Here is a 19,141-nt window from a genome sequence, read left to right as displayed (position 1 = left end):
CGTAACAATGAAAAAATATATGATAATAATGGTGATGATTGCAGGGTTTATTATGTGGGCCTTTCCTGCCCCGGCATCGGAGACGGAACCGCGCCGGGTGGTGGAAAACGGCATTGATGATGTCCTTGCCATCTTGAATAAGCCTGAATATCAAGGGGGGATGAACATAACAGCGCGCGATGAGCTTCTTTTTGAAAAGGCCAAGGAGCTGTTTGATTTTTACTCCTTTGCCATGGGAGCTCTGGGGCGTAGCTGGCGCGGTTTTTCCCCGGCCCAGCGCGACGCGTTTATTTCTTATTTTTCACGCCTCATCGCCCAGACCTATTTTGCCAAAATTGAAGGAGAACAACTTTCTGACCTCTCTGTGCGATACGTGGCACAGGAATTACTTGCCCCCACAAAGTCTGGACGGCAGCGGGCCGATATTTTTACGGAGGTATCCCACGCAGGGGTGGTGACACCGGTGGATTATCGCATGCTTAAACCCCCCGGTGGCGTGTGGAAAATTTATGATGTTAAAATAGAAGGTGTCAGTCTTCTGGGTAATTACAGAGAGCAGTATCGGGAACGCTTTATGGAGAGCCCGGATGAGCTTATTAAAGAGGTAAGGGAAAAGGTGGAAAATGGAAATTAAAGGATTGTGCCTGATGGAAAGACAACAGAAAATGCTTTGTTGCACAGGGGTTGGGATTGTGGTGAGTCTGCTGGTGCTCATCTGCTCACTTCCGGCCATGGCCGATGAGAGACAGTTGTCTTATTCGGAAGCAGACGATCTTTTTGCCGAATATGAGGCAGATGACCGGCAACCGGCTGTGCCCGATCCCCTTTACTGGTTCAATTACAGCATGTATCATTTCAATGATAAACTGTATTTCTGGGGGCTCAAACCCCTGGCACAGGGCTATAAAATTGTGGCTCCCCCGGTGTTGCGCCGGGGAATTCATAACTTTTTTTACAACGCCCTTTTTCCCGTACGGTTTGTGAATAATCTCCTCCAGGGGAAAATAACATCCACAGGCAATGAGTTTTCTATTTTTATGATAAACACCATGGGAAGTCTTGGGTTTGCACGTATTGCCCAGGATGAACACGGATTTAAAGATTCCCGGGAAGATCTGGGGCAAACCCTTGGCTCCTATGGCGTGGGACAAGGGTTTTACCTGGTATTGCCGTTTCTGGGGCCCTGCACTTTACGCGATGTTGCAGGTAAGGCAGGGGATTACTTTTTAAATCCCACGGGCTATATCGATTCCACCGAGGTGAGGATGGGTGTAACAGCTCTGGACGTGGTAAATGGTACCTCATTGAGAATAGGAGATTACGAGGCATTAAAAGAAGCTTCTTTTGATCCTTATATTGCATTAAAAGATGCTTATGTGCAGTTGAGACAGAACCAGGTGGAACAATAATTTAATGGTTTTTCCGGGGGCCGGGGAGACCTGGCCGTTGTTTATATTGATTATACTTTGAAATTGGCGCTGATTTTAAAAAGGTCTGTGGCAGGCAGATTAAGTATGTCATTGACCCCCGTATCCCTGGCAATGGTTTCCAGATTTTGCTCAATGATCTCTCTGGAAGCGGCGATAAAGGTAAACCATATATTGTAACGGTGCTCCCGCATGTAATTGTGGGTCACCCCGGTGTATGCGTTCACTGTTTCTGTAAAAAGATCAATTTTGTCTTCAGGGACGCTGGCCGCGCAAAGGGTGCTGAAAAAACCCAGTTTGTAAGGACCGAAATTGCCGCCGATTCTTCGGATGATGCCGTTTTCTTTCAGGGTTTTCACCCGAAGGATCACTTCATCCTCGGTGAGGTTGAGTTCCCGGCCGATTTTTCGGTAGGGTCTGGGATCAATGGGAAAGTGGGTTTGTATTCGGTTGATTATTTTTCTGTCAGTGGAATCCATGCCCGTGGCTGTGCTCCATTTGCTTGGGAAAAAATAATAAAAAAAAGGCTCTGCATGGAAATGCAGAGCCTTTATGGATGATCAAGAAACGATCAAAAATCAGGAACTATACACATCCGGTAGGTTTGGGAAGGCCAGCCATTTTACATGCGCCCTTTCCAGGTCCTGAGGGGAACAGCTCATAGATGTGTTTGAGTTTGTATTTGGTCAGCTTGGAAAGTACACGTACCATGGGAGCGATACCATTTTTTTCATAGTAGTCTTGAAGAACGTTAACAACTTTCCAGTGTTCGTCGTTGAGCTCATCAATACCTTCCTGCTGTCTTACATATTCAACCCAGTCATTGGTGAAGCTTTTGTAATCAAGCAGGAATCCGTCTTCATCCACTTCAAAACTTGTACCGTTCATCTCTACTGTTGCCATTTAAAAATACCTCCTGTAAAAAATAATTTGTTTTCTATAAGTAAGCTTGCCGTCTTATCTTTAGAATTTACATTTGGCAACAATATCCCAGTCGGTTTCTCTTGTCAATATATAGATGCGGGCATTTGTTAAAAAAAAACAAATTTATTTCAACGGACTGATTCCCCTGTCTTTTTTGTGAGGACAGGGGAAATGATCAATACTCCCTGGGCGTTTTGTTCAGGTCTTCCAGGGTGAAGACGGGACCGTCTTTGCACACCAGCTCTTTGCCGATATTGCAACGACCGCACATGCCGATACCGCACTTCATGCGGTTTTCCAGGGACATGATAATCTGGTTGTCGCCATAGCCCAATGACTGTAACGCCGGCTGGGTGAACTTGATCATGATGGGAGGCCCGCACACAATGGCAAAGGTGTCTTCATCGGCTTTGGGGGCCTTTTGCTCCACAATGGTGGGGACAAATCCCACATTGTATGCCCAAGAAGGGTCATCACAGCCATCAACGGTGATGTGCATGTTGATGTCATCTCGTTTTTCCCATTCAAAGAGCTCTTCTCTGTACAACAGCATGCCCGGGGAGCGGGCACCGTATACCACATCAATGTTGCCAAAGTTGTCTCGGTTGGCCGGGTCCAGCATGTACACAATGGAGGCCCTTAAGGTGGTAAAGGCAAAACCGCCGCCGATGATGACCAGGTTTTTGCCCTTGAGGGTTTCCCAAGGGTACCAGTTGCCCATGGGCCCCCGGATACCCATGATGTCGCCCACAGCCATGTTGTGCAGGGCCGTTGTTACCACGCCGGTGCGAAATACGGTGAATTTCACAAATCCTTTTTCCGTGGGAGAAGAGGCAATGCCAATGGGAATCTCCCCTTTTCCGGGGATGGAAAGCATGGCAAACTGTCCGGCTTTATGGTCAAATGCAGCCTCGTCCTCGGGGTTTAAAAAAGTGAAGGTAAAGGTCTTTAAAGATCTGTCCTCGGTTGCAACCTCAATGTCATCAATGCGAACCGGGTAGGGCATATAGGGATTATTCATTTTATCTCCTCTATTTTTGCGGCTCGTAGGCGTTCATGACATTGCACACTTCCCGGATATCAATATTCACCGGACAGGATTTGACGCATCTGCCGCATCCCACACACATGGTTCCCTGGTCGTACTTGTCCAGGAAATACTTTAATTTGTGCATGAATCGCTGTCTCACCCGCTGGGTTTTCTCCCCCCGGGGATTGTGGCCGGAGCCGTGGAGGGTAAAAAGCGGAGACATGCATGAATCCCAGTTGCGGAATCGGGTGGTATTGTTTCCCTTTGTTTCATCCTGAATGTCAAAACACCAGCAGGTGGGGCATACAAAGGTGCAGGTTCCGCAGTTGATGCAGGAGAAGGCCACATCATCCCAGAAAGGGGCCTGGTGAAGATCCAACAGGGACTTTTCCCTGAGGTTATCTGTCTCCACCTGGGTGGTGATGGCCTGTTCTGCCGCTTTTTTTAATTCTTCCATTTTCTGGAGATCACCGGCGGTTGCTTCCCGGTTAAATCCGGCACACGCCATGAAGGCCTCTCCCTTGGGGGTGAGTATCTTGGCAAGATATCCGGTGTCCATGTCCACCAGAAGCACATCCAGTCCTTTTTCATCAAAGGGACCGGAGTCCATGGATGTGCTGAAATCAAACTGAGACGGGGTGTTCACGGCAAGCCCCACAAAGGTGGTGGCGTCATGGGCGTCGCACCAATAGGGGTCCCGGTGATCTTTGGTGTCAAAATTGAGCTTCACCAGATCAATGGCCCGGGCATCAAAGGGCCGGATGCCGATGACAGCCCGGGGGGAATAATCGGTGTCGGCCCGTTCCATGAGATGGTGGTTTGGTTTTGAGGTGTCCAATGTGGCAGTCATCAGTTTTTCCGTCTGGGGAAACACCGTTGACTTGGGGGATAACACCGTATCCACAACGGTCATATCCGGTTGCTGATCCCTTTTAAGGGGGGCAAAACAGTGGTTTTCTTTTATTTTTACAGGACCAAAGAGCTGGTAGCTCTCCCGGGCAGTATCAAGGCCCTTTGTCCATTTGTTTTTATCTATTTTTATCACTTTCATGGGGGTCCCCTTGTGGTTATTTTATAAAATCGTTGGGGTCATCAGGGGCAAATGTGTCCAGGGGTGGACGTTTGCTGATATCCATCCCGGCTTCCCATCCGAACAGCTCTTTGGAGTCTTTGATCAATTTCCGGGTGAAGGCCCTGACATGGATGTCCATGGGACAGGCTGCTTCACAGGCACCGCAGTCGGTGCAGCGTCCGGCACAGTGAAAGGCCCGGAGGAAATGAAAGGTTTTGATGTCTGTATCATTCTGGCCTTTGCCCACCCACTGGGGGTCAGATTCGTCCACAAAACAGGTGGGGCAATAGCACAGAGGACAGGCATTGCGGCAGGCATAGCAGCGAATGCATCCGTCCAGCAGGTCATCAAAGTAATTCCATTTTTCATCAGCGTCCATGGCTTCAATGGCGTTGACATCCTTAAAGGGATCATCCAATACCGGTTCTTCCACAGCTTCTCCCACCAGATCATCATAAATCACCGGGTTTCGGTGGGTGCAAAGGGAGCAGTTGTTCCGGAGATGATCTTCCCGCTCGATTTTGATTTCCGCCTGGCTTGAAGCAATGGTAAGGGTGCTTCCGGTCTCTGCACAGGAAATAATTTCATCATCCAGAAGGGTCTGGAGTTCCTTGGGATTCACCATGCCTTTGCAGGGAACCCCGATGATGTGGAGTTGGTCCCGGTTGATCTTGTTTTCCACGATGTGATTGACAATGTTTCTGCTGTCACACCCCTTGGCAATGATGCCGATTTTTTCCTGGCGGTTGGTGAGATAATTGGCCAGGTTCAGGGTGCAGTGGCTGTCCCATGTCAATTGTTTTGCCTGTTCCGGCGTTCTTGCCATAAAGGGAACCGTTGCCATGGGCACGGAGCCCCGGCGGTATCCAATGACCACGTCCACCTTTCCTGATTTCAGGAGGTCAACGGCAAGCGTTCTGATCTGTTCTATGTAACTTTCCATTTAATTCTCCTAATCAGACCCTTTCACAAATTTTGTGTTGGGACCCAGTGCTTCAACGGACTGGGCCACTTCCCTGGCCACAGTGGCAAATTTCGTGGCCTCGGCAGAGGATATCCATGAAAATTGAACCCGATCTTTTTCCATGCCCATGTGTTCCAGGAGATTGGCCATCATGGCAAATTTTCGACGTGCATAGTAATTACCTTCCAGGTAATGGCATTCACCGGGATGTCAGCCGGACACCCACACGCCGTCGGCACCCTCCCGGAAAGCGGAAAGGACAAATTTAGGACTCATACGACCGGTGCAGGGAATGCGGATAACGCGTATGTTTTCCGGGTACTGCATGCGGCTTACCCCGGCAAGATCTGCTGCACCGTAACTGCACCAGTTACACAGGAAGCTGACCACCTTTGTTTGTTTTGTTTCTGACATGTTTTTTTTATTCTCCTTTACCCGGCGTTTTTCAAGGTATAATCAAACAACTTGTGTTGTACCCCCTGTCCGTTCGTTCATGACAGGGGGCATCATCCAAGCGCCGGGATGGGTTTATTAAATCGCTTCGTCCAGGGCAAATATCTGGGCAAATATCTGGTTGTTGTCAAATCCCTTGAGGTGCAGGGCACCGGATCTACAGGAGGCCACACACAATCCGCACCCCTTGCACAGCACCGGGTTGATCTCGGCCTTGCCGCTGAACCGTCCCTCGACAACAAAGGAGGGGGCAGAATAGGGGCAGATGGAGACACACACACCACAGGAACTACAGTTCATGGAGTTCACCTGGGCCACTGTGCCACTGGTGTGAACGGTTTCCCTGGCCAGCAGTGTCACGGCCCGGGAGGCGGCTGCCTGGCCATGGGCCACAGCTTCGTCAATGGGTTTGGGGTAGTGGGCAAGGCCGCACAGGAAAACCCCGTCCGTTGCAAACTCAGAGGGACCGAGCTTGGCATGCTTTTCCACAAAGAACCCGTCTTCGTTCAGGGGGACTTTAAAGAAATTGGCCAGGGTTTCATCCTTATTGGGCACAATGGCCGATGCCAGGGTCAAGAGATCCACCTGGATTTCCAGGGGTCTTTGCAGTATGTGATCTCTCACCGTCACCGTTATTCCTGTATCACCGGGGGTTACCTCAGGTTTGGTATCCGGGGTGTAGCGGATGAAGATAACCCCCTGTTTCCGGGCCTGCTGGTATAGGTATTCCCGTTCTCCATAGGTTCGGATATCCCGGTAAAGGATATAAACAGCCATGTCTGGATTTTTTTTCTTTAATTCCAGGGCACTGTCAATGGAGTGGGTGCAGCACACCCGGGAGCAATAGGGACGATGGGGTTCCCTTGAGCCCACACACTGAATGAACATGGCAGCGTTGATTTTACCAAGTTCGGGATCATTGTCTTTGAATTTCTTGTCCAGTTCCAGGCTGGTCAGAATTCTATTATCTTCTCCATAATGGTACTCTTCAGGTTTGCTTTCATGGGCACCTGTGGCCAGGATGGCAACGCCGTGTTCCAGTTCCCGGGTATCTTCACCGGACCCCAGTGTGGAGGTGAAATTGCCCACAAATCCTGAAACGTCCCTGAGCTCGGTGTTCATGTGCAGGTGAATCTTCTGATTTTGTTCAATGCCCTGGATCATATTGTCCAGGGCATTTTTCACAGATTCCCCCTGGGATGTCTTAAAAAGATGGTTGGCCTGGCCACCCAGCGCACCTTCTTTTTCCAGCAGATGAACCTCATACCCCTGGTCGGCAAGGTTGCTGGCAGCGGTCATGCCGGAAATGCCGCCCCCCACCACCATGGCGGTCTGGTGAACATTGAGTTCTGCCTCTTCCAGGGGCTCCATAAGGGCCACCCGGGTGACGGACATGCGCACGAGATCCTTGGCTTTTTCCGTTGCCAGGTCCGGGTTGTTTTTGTGCACCCAGGAGTCCTGGTTTCTGATGTTGGTCATCTCAAACAGATACTTGTTAAGCCCTGCACTGATCATGGTCTCCTGGAACAGGGGCTCATGGGTTTTGGGGGTACAGGCAGCCACAACAATTCTGTTGAGTTTTTCATCCCGGATCACCTGGGCCATGGTGTCCTGGGTGTCCTGGGAGCAGGTGTAAAGATTGTCTGTACAATAGGCCACATAGGGAAGAGTGGCGGCATAGTCCCGCACAGCCTTTACATCCACAACCCCTGCGATGTTGGAACCGCAGTTACACACAAACACACCGATGCGGGGACGTTCTCCCACCACATTGGTTTCAGGGACTTCTTCCGGGGTGAGGGTTTCGGTGTTTCTGGCTTCTGCCAGAAGCGCACCTGCGGCCCCGGCAGCGGCACTGGAATCCACCACAGACTGGGGGATGTCCTTGGGACCCTGGAAGGCACCGCACACAAAAATGCCCTCTCGGCTGGTGGCCACGGGGGTAAAACTTGATGTTTTTGAAAAATTCCCCGGGGTGAGTTCAATGTCCAGCATTTTGGCCATTTCCACCACTTCCGGGGCGGTTTCCAACCCCACGGAAAGGACCACAATGTCAAACTGCTCTGTTTCCAGCATGCCGTCATCATTGACATATCGAAGGCTTAGTGCATCGGAATCCTGGAGGGTGTCCACCGAATGGATGCGGCTTTTCAGGAAACGAACCCCTTGATTCTTTGCCTGGTCATAGTAGCGCTCAAATCCTTTGCCATGGGTTCGAATGTCCATGTTAAAAATGGTGCACTCCAGTTCCGGACCTGCATGTTCTCTGGCAATGACAGCCTCTTTGATGGCATACATGCAGCACACTGAAGAACAATAGGGGTTATCACAGCGATTCTGGTCCCGGGAGCCCACGCACTGGAGCCAGGCAATTTTCTTTGGTTCCTGATGATCCGAGGGTCTTACCAGATGTCCCTGGGTGGGACCTGATGCGGACAGCAGCCGTTCAAACTGCATGGCTGTGACCACATTGGCTGATCGGTCATACCCGTAATAATCAAGGCCGGAAGGGTCGTAGGGCTCAAATCCCGGGGAAAGCACAATGGCTCCCACATCCAGAGATTTTTCTTCCTGTTGCTGACAATGGGTCTCCAGGGTCAGAGCACCGGCACCACACGCTTTGACACACTCAAGGCATTCGCAGCACACCATACAGTCAAGGCATCGCTTGGCTTCGGTGACAGCTACTTCTTCGGTGAATCCAAGCTCCACTTCTGTGAACCCTTTAAGGCGTTGCTCCATGGGGATACGATCCATCTTTTGCCGGGGGGTGCTTTGAAGATTGTCTGGAATTTTATTGTAATCTTTCTGGGCATATTCAATGGGGGCCCGACCCTGTTTCAGATCTTCTCCGTTGAGGTAGCGAATCATGGAGACTGCAGCCTCTTTACCGGCTGCCACGGCATTGATGGCAATGGATGCCCCGGTCTGGGCATCGCCCCCGGCAAATACGCCGGGACGGCTGGTTTCAAAGGTAATTTCATCGGTTTCAATGTTGGCCCAGCGGTTGAGATTCACGCCGGAGGCGGTTTCCAGGCAGGAGGTGTCGGTGCGCTGGCCAATGGCAGGAATAACAAAGGAGACATCCAGTGTGAAATCACTGTTTTCCACGGGCACCGGGCGTCTTCTGCCGCTGTCATCGGGTTCGCCCAGCTCCATTTTAAAGCAGGTGATGCCCACTGTTTTGCCATTTTCTTCCACCACGGCCCTGGGGGCGGTGAGAAATTGAATATCCACACCTTCTTCCAGGGCGTCTTCAATCTCTTCGTCCCGGGCTGGCATTTCCGCTTCGGTTCTTCTGTAAAGGATGGAAACTTTTTCGGCACCTATTCTCAAGGCGGTACGGGCTGCATCAATGGCCACGTCCCCGCCGCCGATGATGGCCACGTGGCCGTGGAGTTGATCAAATTCTCCCAGGGCCACCTCTTTTAAGAGTTTGACACCGGGAATAACCCCTTCAAGCTCTTCACCGGGGATGCCAAGCTGCATGCCCTGGTGACACCCAATGGCCAGGAACACTGATTTATACCCTTCTTCCATGAGGGAGTCCACGGTGACATCTCGGCCCAGGGCTGTGTTGTATTTGATTTCAATGCCGGGGTGCCTGGTGATGAAATTGACTTCATTTTCCAGGATATCCGGTGGCAGGCGGTAGTCGGGGATGCCCACCTTGAGCATGCCGCCGGCAGCGGGCAATGCTTCCAGGATGGTGACCTGAACCCCTTCATTGGCCAGAAACCAGGCAGCAGTCAAACCGGCAGGTCCTGCACCCACAATGGCCACTTTTTCATTTCTGGGGGAGACTTCAGGAATATCAAGGGTGTTAAGATCCACCTGATCGGCAATGAATCGTTTTAATGAGCAGATGGAAAGAGGACTTTCCACTTCCTGACGTCGGCAGGCATCTTCACAGGGGTGGGGGCAGATGCGGCCGATGGAGCCGGGCATGGGAAGATTTCGGGTGATAACTTCCAGGGCTTCTTTGTATTTTTTTTCCCGGACCAGGGCCACATATCCATGGGCATTGACTTCGTTGGGGCAGGCATTGGTGCAGGGGGAACGATCTTTTTTGGTGATGGAAAATGCGCCGGGAACAGCCTGGGAGTAGGGTCTCCAGGTGGCTTTTCGGTTTCCCATGCCCTGTTCAAACAGACTGGGAAGGGTGACAGGACAAGCTTCGGCGCACTCACCGCAACCTGTACATTTGTCGGTGTCTATGTATCGGGGGGTCTGGTTAAGGGTCAGCTGAAAATTGCCAGCTGATCCTGAGATTTGTTCAATCTGTGATAATGTGACTAACTCAATGTTAAGATGCCGGCCGACCTCGACCAGTGTGGGTGAGATAATTCACATGGCACAGTCATTGGTGGGAAAGGTTTTGTCCAACTGGGCCATGGCCCCGCCGATGGAAGGACCCTTTTCCACAAGATATACGTAATAGCCTGAGTTGGCAAGATCGAGGGCGGAAAGCATTCCAGAAATGCCACCCCCCACCACTGCTACAGAACCAGTTGCCTTGTTGGTCATGCTTTAAATCTCCTGATTTGGGTTTTTGATGATAACAAATTCCCTGTTTTTCATGGATGTGTTGAATCTTGATATTTAAAAATGGAATAAACCTAAAAAATATTTTGGTAATGGGTGTTTGGGTCTGACATGAAAGCGCTGCGCCTTGGAAACAAAACAGCTCCCCAAAGTTCTGGTTAAATGCCAAGTGTTTTTGAGTTTAAACGCTGAAATAAAGGTTGTCAATAAAATTGCAATAAAAAAAGTGAATTAAATTCAGTAGTTTCCGTTCAGAAATTTGTCCCATGGAAATACATGGAAATGTAAGGGAACCTTAATTTTGTATTCAAGATGAATTTTTCCACGCACGCCGGGGCAGTGTAAAGGAAACAAAGAAGGTGCCTGAAAAATACAGGGTGTTTTTTATATGAAATACTCCGCAACCCCGGGGAGTATTTCTAACTTTGTTGTGGGTAAAACTGGATCAAAATAAACCTTGCCTGTGGCTTTTCTATATTATTTCAGAAAGTTCGTCTGTGTTTTCTGTTTTATTCATAATCCCGGAGGAGTTTTTAAAAATATCCTCATTTTGTGAATGCAATTGAGAGGCCACTTTGTTCTTCCAGGTCTGTGAATATGGGAAATGTTTCTTGTTGAATACCATAGGAACTTGATTTTAAAGCCAAAAAAATATCCGCATGGAGGGAAAAATCAAAGGGCCGTTCCTGTGTGCATGGTGTGTTTTATCAATGTGAGTCAAAATAACCCGTTACCGCTGTGTGCATTGAGTCATTGTGGCTTTAAAGAATTTTTCTGTCTCCATGGAAACCTGACATTTCCCCGGGAGCAAGATGTTCCCATGGAAGGGCGATGTTGTCACGCCATATTTTTTATTTTGAAAGATCATCATCATGGTGATATGAAAGATGGATGGAAAAAAAAATAATTGTGATATGTGGCCCCACAGGAGTGGGAAAAACCGGATTTGCCATTGCTCTTTCCACTGTTTTTAAAGGGGAAATTGTGGGGGCGGATTCCATGCAGATTTATCAGTATCTTGACATTGGAACGGCAAAGCCCGATCAGGAGGAGCAACGGCAGGCCCCCCATCATCTCATTGATTTTGTTGATCCAGCCCATGATTTTGATGCGGTGAAATATGTGGCCCTTGCAGATCGGGCCATTGGGGATATTGTCCAGCGCGGTAAATTGCCCATTGTGGCCGGAGGAACAGGTTTTTATATTAAAGCATTGCTCCATGGGTTGTTTAAAGGCCGCACAGCCGATGAAAAAATCATCGCCCGTCTGGAGGCTGAGGCAATTCGCAGGGGCTCTTTGGCATTGCATGAGCGACTGGCAGCGACAGACCCCGTTGCCAGCGCCCGGATACACCCTAATGACAGATTCCGGGTGGTGAGGGCACTGGAAGTTCTGGAGAGCACAGGTAAACCCATTTCCCATTTTCATGAAACCCATCAATTTGCCCCACAGCGCTATAACGCCCTGAAACTGGGGCTGACCATGGATCGTGAACGTCTATATGATCGTATTAACCGGCGGGTGGACCTGATGTTGGACATGGGGCTGGTGAAGGAAGTGATGCATCTCAGGGAGAAGGGGTATTCATGTGATCTTAAATCCATGCAGTCCATTGGCTATCGTCATGTGTGTGACTATCTGAACGGCGTAACCTCCCATGAAGAGATGGTGACATTGCTCAAAAGGGACACCCGTCGCTATGCCAAACGCCAGTTTACATGGTTTCGCAAAGACAAAGAGATGATCTGGGTTGAGCCAAGTGATCTTAAAAAGGCCGGTGAGCTGGTGGCTCAATTCATGGCATGATAGCTGTCACGGGCGGATCTTATTTTGATCCAGTCCTGCCCACAAAAAAGCTTGAAATACACCCCTGATCTGCGAAGTATTTCATATAAACGGGCATGTCCTGTGGGACACAACAAATATAGGGTCGTAGACGCGGAGCCAAATGGTATTATACCGCCGCCCCCCGATGGGCAATGGGCCCGGACCGGAACTGTAGACAGCTCAATTGTCCGGTTCCTATTACCCATCGGGGGGGGCGGCTCTGCTGAGGTTGCCTTGGAGGCTGCCTTTTCATATAACCCACATGGCTGTAAGTACCAGCCACAACGAATAATGAAAAAGTAGTTGCTGTGAGCACCCAGAACCTAATACCCAGTACCGAGCACCCACTTTTTCATATAACTGCCAAGGGCAGACCGTATTCTGATCCGGTTCCGCCCACAACAAAGCTTGAAATACACCCTTGGTTTGCGGAGTATTTCTTATAAAAAAATATGGAAGGAATGATGAATAAAAAAAAATGTGCATGGGTGACGGTATTGTGGATACTGCTTGTTCTGTCAGGATGTGCCAAAAAAACAATATCCCCAGATCCTTCATTGCCCCCTGCCGGGGGGCAGGCCGCAACCGTTCCTGGAAACAATGGCCCTACCGCTGCCGGGAATGCTGCTGAAATCCCAAGTGTGGCAAGCCTTGTGCAGCGGGGGGGGCAACTTGCCGGGGTGGGAAACTATAGGGCGGCCCTGGATCTTTATGGGGTGGCATTGCCCAGGGCTGTGGGAAATGATAAAAACGTGATCCTTGACTCAATGGAGTCTGTGCTGCTCAGATGTGATGTGGACTTGCTCCGGGGGATTAAGACCGGTACAGATTCACAGATTCCCCCTTCATTTGTTCTTTATGCCTTAGGGTATCGATATGCGGCCCGGGGAGAAAAGGAGATTTCCCGGGATCTGTTGCAGTCTTATCTTCGGCAATACCCCCATGGCAGGCGTGTGGACGATGCCCGTCAACTTTTGGAAATTATCACGGTGAAAAAAAGTGAGGGGATTAAAATAGGTTGCCTTTTACCCCTTTCTGGAAAATATGCGGTGTTTGGAAAACGGGCGCTTAAGGGGGTGCAGGTGGCCATGGCAAGGCTGATTCCCCGATATGGGGACAAGGTTCGTCTTATTATCCGGGATACGGCATCGGACAGAGACATTGCGTTGCAGCGCATGCAGGAGTTGGTGGATGACCGGGTTATGGGCATTGTGGGTCCCATGGTCACGGCCCAGGATGTTGCCGGTGTGGCCCAGTCCCATGGTATTCCCATGATTGCCATGACCCAGAAAGATACCGTGGTCCAGACCGGAGACTATGTTTTTTCCAATTTTATCACCCCGGCCATGCAGGTGGAGGCTCTGGTTTCCCATGCCATGGGGTACCTGGGGGTGACGCACTTTGCGGTCCTCCATCCCCGGGATAAATATGGCCGGAAGTTAACGGACTTTTTTTGTGACAAGGTCATGGAGAGGGGAGGACAGGTTCGAAAGGTGGTGGCTTATGATGGAAAAAAAACTGATTTTTCCAAAGAGATAAAGCGGGTCGCCGGATTTGATGATCCTGGAATACAGGCATCACTCCGGCGTTCCGGTGGTGTGGGGGGCACCCGGGGGGCAGGTGGGTACATTGTGAATTTTGAAGCCCTTTTTATTCCAGATGCCCCCTCTCGCCTGGCTTTGATTCTCCCCCAGCTCATATATAATGATGTCACAGGAGTTGTGCTTTTGGGGACCAATATCTGGCATCACCCTTCATTGGTGCAGCAGGCAGGACCCTATGTGAGAAATGCGGTGATCACCGAAGGGTACTTTGCACACAGTGACAGACAAGGTGCCCGGCAATTTAAAAATGCCTTTGCAGGTATGTTTGAAACCCCTCCCAAATTCATTGAGGCCATTGCCCATGACACGGTTTCCATGCTGCTGGAGACGGTGATGGACCCCGGGGTCACCTCGGCTGCCGCCCTTAGGGATGCCCTCTCCGGCACACGGATTTTTGATGGCGCCACGGGTAAAACCATGTTTGACCGGGAGGGAGAGCTGCATAAAGAACTTTTTTTTCTCACCGTTAAAAACGGCGCCTTTGTGGAGATTACCCATTAACCAGAGAACCTTGTCCTGTGGCTTCCAGCACCGATTGCCATAGCCTGCCGTGGGGGTCCACCTGCTTTCTTTTACCGGCTGAGGCCTCCATGGGAATGTGCACGTAGTGATTGTTCCAGTGGCTGATGAGAAGTCCTGTCTTGCCTGCCATGCCTGCGTGGACGGCGTTTCTGCCCAGAAACCCGCAATAAACGCTGTCGTTGGCGTTGGCTGGCAGGCTGCGGATCATATAACTTGGATCAATATATTTGAGGGTGACCGGGATCTGTTTCTCATTGAACCACTGGGTGATTTCGTTTTTAATAAATACACCGATGTCTTTGAGTCTGATGTTCCCGGATGGGTCATATTCCGTGGCCTGGTCCGTGAAAAATTTCTGTCCTGCCCCTTCGGCAACCACGATGACAGCGTGCTTTCGCTGGGTAATACGGGTCTCAAGGGCTGTTAGAAACCCCGATGGGCCGTAAAGATCAATGTCAATTTCAGGAATAAGGACAAAATTGGCATCCTGCTGGGCCAGAGCGGCTGTGGCAGCAAGAAAACCTGAATGACGGCCCATGAGTTTAATCAGGCCAATGCCAAAGGGGTATCCGGCGGCCTCGTTGTGTGCCCCTTTAATGGCATTGGTGGAAATGTCCACGGCGGTGTCAAATCCAAAGGATCTGGATACCAGAAAAATATCATTGTCAATGGTTTTTGGAATGACAATGACGCTTATTTTAAGATTTCTTTCCTTGATTTTGTCTGTTATTTTTTTGGCTGCCATGAGGGTGCCGTCCCCCCCCACCATGAAAAGAATTCCAATGCTCATGCGCTCCAGACAATCCAGGATGTCGTCCATGTCCTGGGTGCCCCGGGAGGAACCAAGCACTGTTCCCCCCATGTCCATTATCTGGGACACATAGTCCGGGGTCAGGTCAACGGTGTCATGACCGTATTGGGGAATGAAGCCCTGGAGTCCGTATTTCATGCCGTAGATGTGTCGCACCCCGTAGCAATGGTGAAGCTCCAGAGCCACCGAGCGTATGATATCGTTGAGCCCGGGGCAGAGGCCGCCGCAGGTGACAATGGCACACTTGAGTTTACTGGGGTCAAAGTAGATTTTTTTCCGGGGACCAGCTGATTCAAATCCGGGGACGGTGCCGTGGGTCTTAAGGTCAGCGGCCAGTTTCTCGGGGTCCACATTGTATGCAATTCTACGGTCATCGGATACAAAATTCTGGGTGTATCCTCCCTGGCTGCGGCTTGCCAGGGGGGAGTCAATGGCAGCATCTCCCAATGTCTGGATCCGGGTGATTATATCCGTTGTTTTCATGGTGTGTATCCTTTACTTTGGGGTGGTGTGCCATGATGGGCTGTGGCACATAAATCAACTCAACTTTCGGCCTTCATTTCAAAGCCGGCATTTTTAAATGTACCGATGGGCTCAGTGTGCCGACGGGTCAGGCTTTTGTTATTGATGTTATCGACCAAGGCCTTTGCCAACGAAAAAAGTCTCGATAATGTTAATAACGAAAGCCTGACCCTACCACGAAATGCGAACACCGAAAGTTGAGTAAATCAACTGGAAAAGGTGAATGCGCCTTTTCCAAGGATGTCATGGAGATGCAGGATGCCCACCACCCGGCGGGCTGCATCGGTGACCGGCAAAATGGTGATCTGGCGTTTTTCCATGATATTTAATGCCTGGTAAAGGGGGGCGTCTGCGGTGATGACACAGGGATTTTCGGTCATCACCTCTTTTGTATAAAGCTGGGTGAATGTGTCGGGATTCATGGCAATTAGATGACGGATATCTCCGTCGGTGAGGATGCCTTCCAGGGCATTTTGGTGATCAAGGACAAACACGGCCCCCAGGCGAAATTTATCCATTTGAGCCACTGCCCGGGGCAGGGGTGCTTCCGGTGGCACCCGGGGGATATCCCGGCTGGTGTACATGATTTCCCCCACGGGAAAAGAAAGGCGCTTTCCCAGTGCCCCACCGGGGTGGGAGCGTTTAAAATCACTTTTCCTGAACTGTTTTTTGTGGATTAATACCACAGCCAGAGCATCGCCCATGGCCAATTGAGCCGTGGTGCTGCAGGTGGGGGCAAGCCCCAGGGGACACGCCTCTTTTTCCACTCCGGTATCAATGATAAGGCTGCAGAACCCGGCCATGGTGGAGTTGGGATTGCCTGTGAAGGCAATCATGATACATCCAAGATCCCGGATGGAGGGCAGCAGCAGATTGAGTTCTCCGGTTTCTCCGGAGTTTGAAATGGCAATGAACACATCCTTGGGTGATACCATGCCAAGATCCCCGTGCATGGCCTCCACAGGGTGCAGGAACATGGCGTTGGTGCCCGTGCTGGAAAGGGTGGCCACAATTTTTCTGCCGATGAGGCCTGACTTTCCAATGCCGGAGATAATTACCCGTCCCGATGCATTACATATTTCATCCACCATTTGGTCAAAATCTTCCCCGATTTTATGGGTGAGGTTCAGGATGCTTTTGGCTTCAAGCTCCAGCACTTCCACTGCCTTTTCTGTGGCCATGGTCTGTTTTGGTTTCATTTTGTTCCGTTTCGTTGTGAACCCGGTGTCCGTCCCTGCGTCGTGGTGATGCAGGGCAGTTTTCTGGGATTTCCCGGGTGTCTGATTTAAATCTGACAGTACTTCCATGCACTGATGTGGACAAACCGATGCGCAATACATGTTTGTCCATGGCAATTTTATTAGTCTCATTTTAACCTTTAAAAATCAAGGATTCTTAAAAGGAACGATGGAGGCCCTGATTTTTTAAAGCCTCTCTGAGGCCAAACACAATTCCCCATGGATCTGTTGACATATTTTTAAATTATGTTATATTGATTTGCTTAAAAAATATTGAGTGTTTAATTACAGGGCGGAAATCCAGTTGGATTTCCATTGTTTTTTTTTGCCATAATGATATGGGGTTGATACAAATGATTTGTGATACTGTACGAAAGGGTGATGAATGTATTTTCATGGCCAAAGGCGGCTGTAAATATAATGGCGGGGCATGCCTGCCCGTGGTGGAACAGTGTGAAGGATGCCAGCGGATTTCCGAGTATGAAACCGGTAAATACTGCACAGCAGCACCGGAACCTGCCTTAAAATGGAAAAATGGAAACTGCAACATGGCCACCCATGTGAAAACTGTTGTGGAAACCAAAAAACAGAAGATTAACCCCATCAAGGCCTCCAAAAGAAGGTAGGCTCCATGGCGGTACCCCATTGGTGCATGACAGCCGGCAAGACAGTTTTGTTCCGGGCTGTCGTGGCCAATGGAGATGTTCCTTCCCCTTTTTACGCCATATCCCCTCTTTGATATGCGCATTAACCTTGGATCGTATATAACTGCCACGGGCAAATCTTATTCTGATCCATTTCTGCCCACAACTAAAGATAGAAAATTTTCCCATATTTGCGGGGAGTTTCTTATAAAAAATCAGGATTGATGTGATACCATGAACGTGCTGGCCGAAGAGTCCAATGCTGTGATCAAACAGTTGAATCCATATGTTTATGATATGTTGTCCCGCATGGGAAAAGAACTTTTTTTTCCCCGGGGAATATTGACCCAAAGCGCTGAAGCAAAGCAGAAAGCCCATAAAATAAATGCCACCATCGGCATTGCCAAAGAAAAGGGTAAGGTAATGAGCCTTTCTTCCATCACCTCACCGGTGGGCGGATTGGAACCCGATGCATTCCTTCCCTATGCCCCTTCATTTGGTCTGCCCACCCTGAGGGAACAATGGCAGAAATCGTTGTTTGAAAAAAATTCGTCCCTGGAAGGGAAATGCGTCAGTCTTCCTGTGGTAACCTCGGGTATCACCCATGCCGTCAGTACCTTTGCCGACATGTGGATGGATCCCGGTGATGTTGTTATTTTACCTGATATGATGTGGGGAAATTACAACATGACCTTTGGTGTCAGAAACCAGGCCCGGGTGGTCACCTACAACACATTTAATGCCGATCTCACCGGTCTGGATATAGAAGCCTTTGAAAAGGCCGTGAGGGATCGGGCCGCCACCGGTAAAAAAATTATCACCATTCTCAATTTTCCCAACAATCCCAGTGGATATTCCCCCACCGTTGCCGAAGCTGAAAAAATCACCGCCATCCTTGTGGATATTGCCCAAAAAGGCAGCAACGTTGTGGTGGGCTGTGATGATGCTTATTTTGGTCTTTTCTTTGAAGAAGAGACCATGAAGGAATCGATTTTTTCCCTTTTGGCCGGTAGCCATGAACGCATTGCTGCGGTTAAACTGGACGGAGCCACAAAGGAAGATTATGTCTGGGGGCTTCGCACCGGTTTTGTGACCTATGGTTTTTGTGCGTCACAGGCGTCCCAAGACCTTGGCCCCCTTTATGCCGCCATGGAACAGAAAACAGCCGGTTGTATCAGGGGCAATAGTTCCAATGTCTCCCATCTGAGCCAGTCCATTCTCTTAAAGGGTATGGAAGCTGCGGGATATGGTGATGAGAAAAAAGAGAAATTTGATATCCTCAAATCCCGGGCCCAGGCCATTAAATCGGTATTAAAGGATCCCGTCTACCGGGATGCCTGGGATGTGTATCCCTTTAATTCCGGTTATTTTATGTGTGTTCGCCTTAAGGACGTGGATGCTGAAACCCTTCGGCTGCATCTGCTGGATACCTATGGGGTGGGACTCATCGCCATTGGTCAGCGAAATATCAGGGTTGCCTTTTCCTGCATGGAAGAAGATGAGGTAAAGGTGTTATTTGACATTCTTTTGAAGGGAATTAAAGATCTGAAATAAGACT

15 protein-coding genes are annotated in these 19,141 nt (G+C 49.8%); 6 read left to right on the top strand and 9 right to left on the bottom strand.

The window, feature by feature from the left end:
- Window positions 1-7: 7 nt before the first annotated feature.
- Both B9A32_RS03610 and B9A32_RS03605 read left to right on the top strand, forming a co-directional pair.
- Entirely contained in the window at window positions 8-634 is a 627-nt protein-coding gene (locus B9A32_RS03610; RefSeq protein WP_170923691.1) for a Tgt2/MlaC family protein, read from the top strand.
- Window positions 624-1,409, top strand: coding sequence for an MlaA family lipoprotein (locus B9A32_RS03605; RefSeq protein WP_084067021.1), 786 nt, complete (start codon window positions 624-626; stop codon window positions 1,407-1,409). Before B9A32_RS03610 ends, B9A32_RS03605 begins: the two co-directional genes overlap by 11 nt.
- A gap of 50 nt (window positions 1,410-1,459) precedes the next feature.
- Here the strand turns inward: B9A32_RS03605 and ahbA are convergent, their stop codons facing one another.
- The 7 genes from ahbA to B9A32_RS03570 form a co-directional block, all read right to left on the bottom strand.
- Entirely contained in the window at window positions 1,460-1,906 is a 447-nt protein-coding gene (gene ahbA, locus B9A32_RS03600; RefSeq protein ID WP_084067020.1) for a siroheme decarboxylase subunit alpha, read from the bottom strand.
- 106 nt (window positions 1,907-2,012) lie between these two features.
- On the bottom strand, window positions 2,013-2,330 hold the full coding sequence (locus B9A32_RS03595) for a TusE/DsrC/DsvC family sulfur relay protein (protein ID WP_084067019.1): 318 nt from the start codon (window positions 2,328-2,330) through the stop codon (window positions 2,013-2,015).
- Window positions 2,331-2,526: 196 nt separating this feature from the next.
- On the bottom strand, window positions 2,527-3,372 hold the full coding sequence (locus tag B9A32_RS03590) for an FAD/NAD(P)-binding protein (protein ID WP_084067018.1): 846 nt from the start codon (window positions 3,370-3,372) through the stop codon (window positions 2,527-2,529).
- Between the two features lie 10 nt (window positions 3,373-3,382).
- Entirely contained in the window at window positions 3,383-4,432 is a 1,050-nt protein-coding gene (locus B9A32_RS03585) for a 4Fe-4S dicluster domain-containing protein (RefSeq protein ID WP_084067017.1), read from the bottom strand.
- A 16-nt stretch (window positions 4,433-4,448) separates the two neighbouring features.
- Window positions 4,449-5,396: a coenzyme F420 hydrogenase/dehydrogenase beta subunit N-terminal domain-containing protein gene (locus B9A32_RS03580; protein ID WP_084067016.1), complete on the bottom strand. Its 948-nt coding sequence runs from the start codon at window positions 5,394-5,396 to the stop codon at window positions 4,449-4,451.
- Window positions 5,397-5,405: 9 nt separating this feature from the next.
- The gene (locus tag B9A32_RS21530; protein WP_212637685.1) at window positions 5,406-5,831 is read right to left on the bottom strand and encodes a hydrogenase iron-sulfur subunit; all 426 of its coding nucleotides are present in this window, start codon (window positions 5,829-5,831) and stop codon (window positions 5,406-5,408) included.
- Between the two features lie 117 nt (window positions 5,832-5,948).
- Window positions 5,949-10,397, bottom strand: a complete 4,449-nt coding sequence (locus tag B9A32_RS03570; RefSeq protein ID WP_170923689.1) for an FAD-dependent oxidoreductase — start codon at window positions 10,395-10,397, stop codon at window positions 5,949-5,951.
- A gap of 909 nt (window positions 10,398-11,306) precedes the next feature.
- Between B9A32_RS03570 and miaA the strand changes: the two genes are divergently transcribed.
- Together miaA and B9A32_RS03550 are read left to right on the top strand one after the other, a co-directional pair.
- Window positions 11,307-12,221, top strand: coding sequence for a tRNA (adenosine(37)-N6)-dimethylallyltransferase MiaA (gene miaA / locus B9A32_RS03555; RefSeq protein WP_084067012.1), 915 nt, complete (start codon window positions 11,307-11,309; stop codon window positions 12,219-12,221).
- A 482-nt stretch (window positions 12,222-12,703) separates the two neighbouring features.
- Window positions 12,704-14,347 (top strand): penicillin-binding protein activator, encoded by a 1,644-nt coding sequence (locus B9A32_RS03550; RefSeq protein ID WP_170923688.1) that lies wholly within the window; start codon window positions 12,704-12,706, stop codon window positions 14,345-14,347.
- Here the strand turns inward: B9A32_RS03550 and B9A32_RS03545 are convergent.
- Window positions 14,337-15,662 (bottom strand): ATP-dependent 6-phosphofructokinase, encoded by a 1,326-nt coding sequence (locus tag B9A32_RS03545; RefSeq protein WP_084067010.1) that lies wholly within the window; start codon window positions 15,660-15,662, stop codon window positions 14,337-14,339. The two genes, B9A32_RS03550 and B9A32_RS03545, sit on opposite strands and share 11 nt — an antisense overlap.
- Before the next feature lie 245 nt (window positions 15,663-15,907).
- Window positions 15,908-16,900, bottom strand: a complete 993-nt coding sequence (locus B9A32_RS03540) for a KpsF/GutQ family sugar-phosphate isomerase (protein WP_232367027.1) — start codon at window positions 16,898-16,900, stop codon at window positions 15,908-15,910.
- 392 nt (window positions 16,901-17,292) lie between these two features.
- Between B9A32_RS03540 and B9A32_RS03535 the strand changes: the two genes are divergently transcribed.
- Both B9A32_RS03535 and B9A32_RS03530 read left to right on the top strand, forming a co-directional pair.
- Window positions 17,293-17,565: a PxxKW family cysteine-rich protein gene (locus tag B9A32_RS03535; RefSeq protein ID WP_084067222.1), complete on the top strand. Its 273-nt coding sequence runs from the start codon at window positions 17,293-17,295 to the stop codon at window positions 17,563-17,565.
- A gap of 252 nt (window positions 17,566-17,817) precedes the next feature.
- A complete protein-coding gene (locus B9A32_RS03530) occupies window positions 17,818-19,137 on the top strand; it encodes an aminotransferase class I/II-fold pyridoxal phosphate-dependent enzyme (protein ID WP_084067009.1) in 1,320 nt (439 codons plus the stop codon).
- Window positions 19,138-19,141: the final 4 nt, after the last annotated feature.

This window comes from Desulfocicer vacuolatum DSM 3385, assembly GCF_900176365.1.
Classification (GTDB): domain Bacteria; phylum Desulfobacterota; class Desulfobacteria; order Desulfobacterales; family Desulfobacteraceae; genus Desulfocicer; species Desulfocicer vacuolatum.
Note: the sequence above shows the minus strand (reverse complement) of the source record. Positions and strands in the feature narration are given on the sequence as shown.

Excerpts from the sequence above, each read along its gene's own strand:
- B9A32_RS03610 (WP_170923691.1), top strand. The coding sequence starts at position 8 with ATGAAAAAATATATGATAATAATGGTGATGATTGCAGGGTTTATTATG.
- B9A32_RS03605 (WP_084067021.1), top strand. The coding sequence starts at position 624 with ATGGAAATTAAAGGATTGTGCCTGATGGAAAGACAACAGAAAATGCTT.
- ahbA (WP_084067020.1), bottom strand. The coding sequence starts at position 1,906 with ATGGATTCCACTGACAGAAAAATAATCAACCGAATACAAACCCACTTT.
- B9A32_RS03595 (WP_084067019.1), bottom strand. The coding sequence starts at position 2,330 with ATGGCAACAGTAGAGATGAACGGTACAAGTTTTGAAGTGGATGAAGAC.
- B9A32_RS03590 (WP_084067018.1), bottom strand. The coding sequence starts at position 3,372 with ATGAATAATCCCTATATGCCCTACCCGGTTCGCATTGATGACATTGAG.
- B9A32_RS03585 (WP_084067017.1), bottom strand. The coding sequence starts at position 4,432 with ATGAAAGTGATAAAAATAGATAAAAACAAATGGACAAAGGGCCTTGAT.
- B9A32_RS03580 (WP_084067016.1), bottom strand. The coding sequence starts at position 5,396 with ATGGAAAGTTACATAGAACAGATCAGAACGCTTGCCGTTGACCTCCTG.
- miaA (WP_084067012.1), top strand. The coding sequence starts at position 11,307 with ATGGAAAAAAAAATAATTGTGATATGTGGCCCCACAGGAGTGGGAAAA.
- B9A32_RS03550 (WP_170923688.1), top strand. The coding sequence starts at position 12,704 with ATGATGAATAAAAAAAAATGTGCATGGGTGACGGTATTGTGGATACTG.
- B9A32_RS03545 (WP_084067010.1), bottom strand. The coding sequence starts at position 15,662 with ATGAAAACAACGGATATAATCACCCGGATCCAGACATTGGGAGATGCT.
- B9A32_RS03540 (WP_232367027.1), bottom strand. The coding sequence starts at position 16,900 with ATGAAACCAAAACAGACCATGGCCACAGAAAAGGCAGTGGAAGTGCTG.
- B9A32_RS03535 (WP_084067222.1), top strand. The coding sequence starts at position 17,293 with ATGATTTGTGATACTGTACGAAAGGGTGATGAATGTATTTTCATGGCC.
- B9A32_RS03530 (WP_084067009.1), top strand. The coding sequence starts at position 17,818 with ATGAACGTGCTGGCCGAAGAGTCCAATGCTGTGATCAAACAGTTGAAT.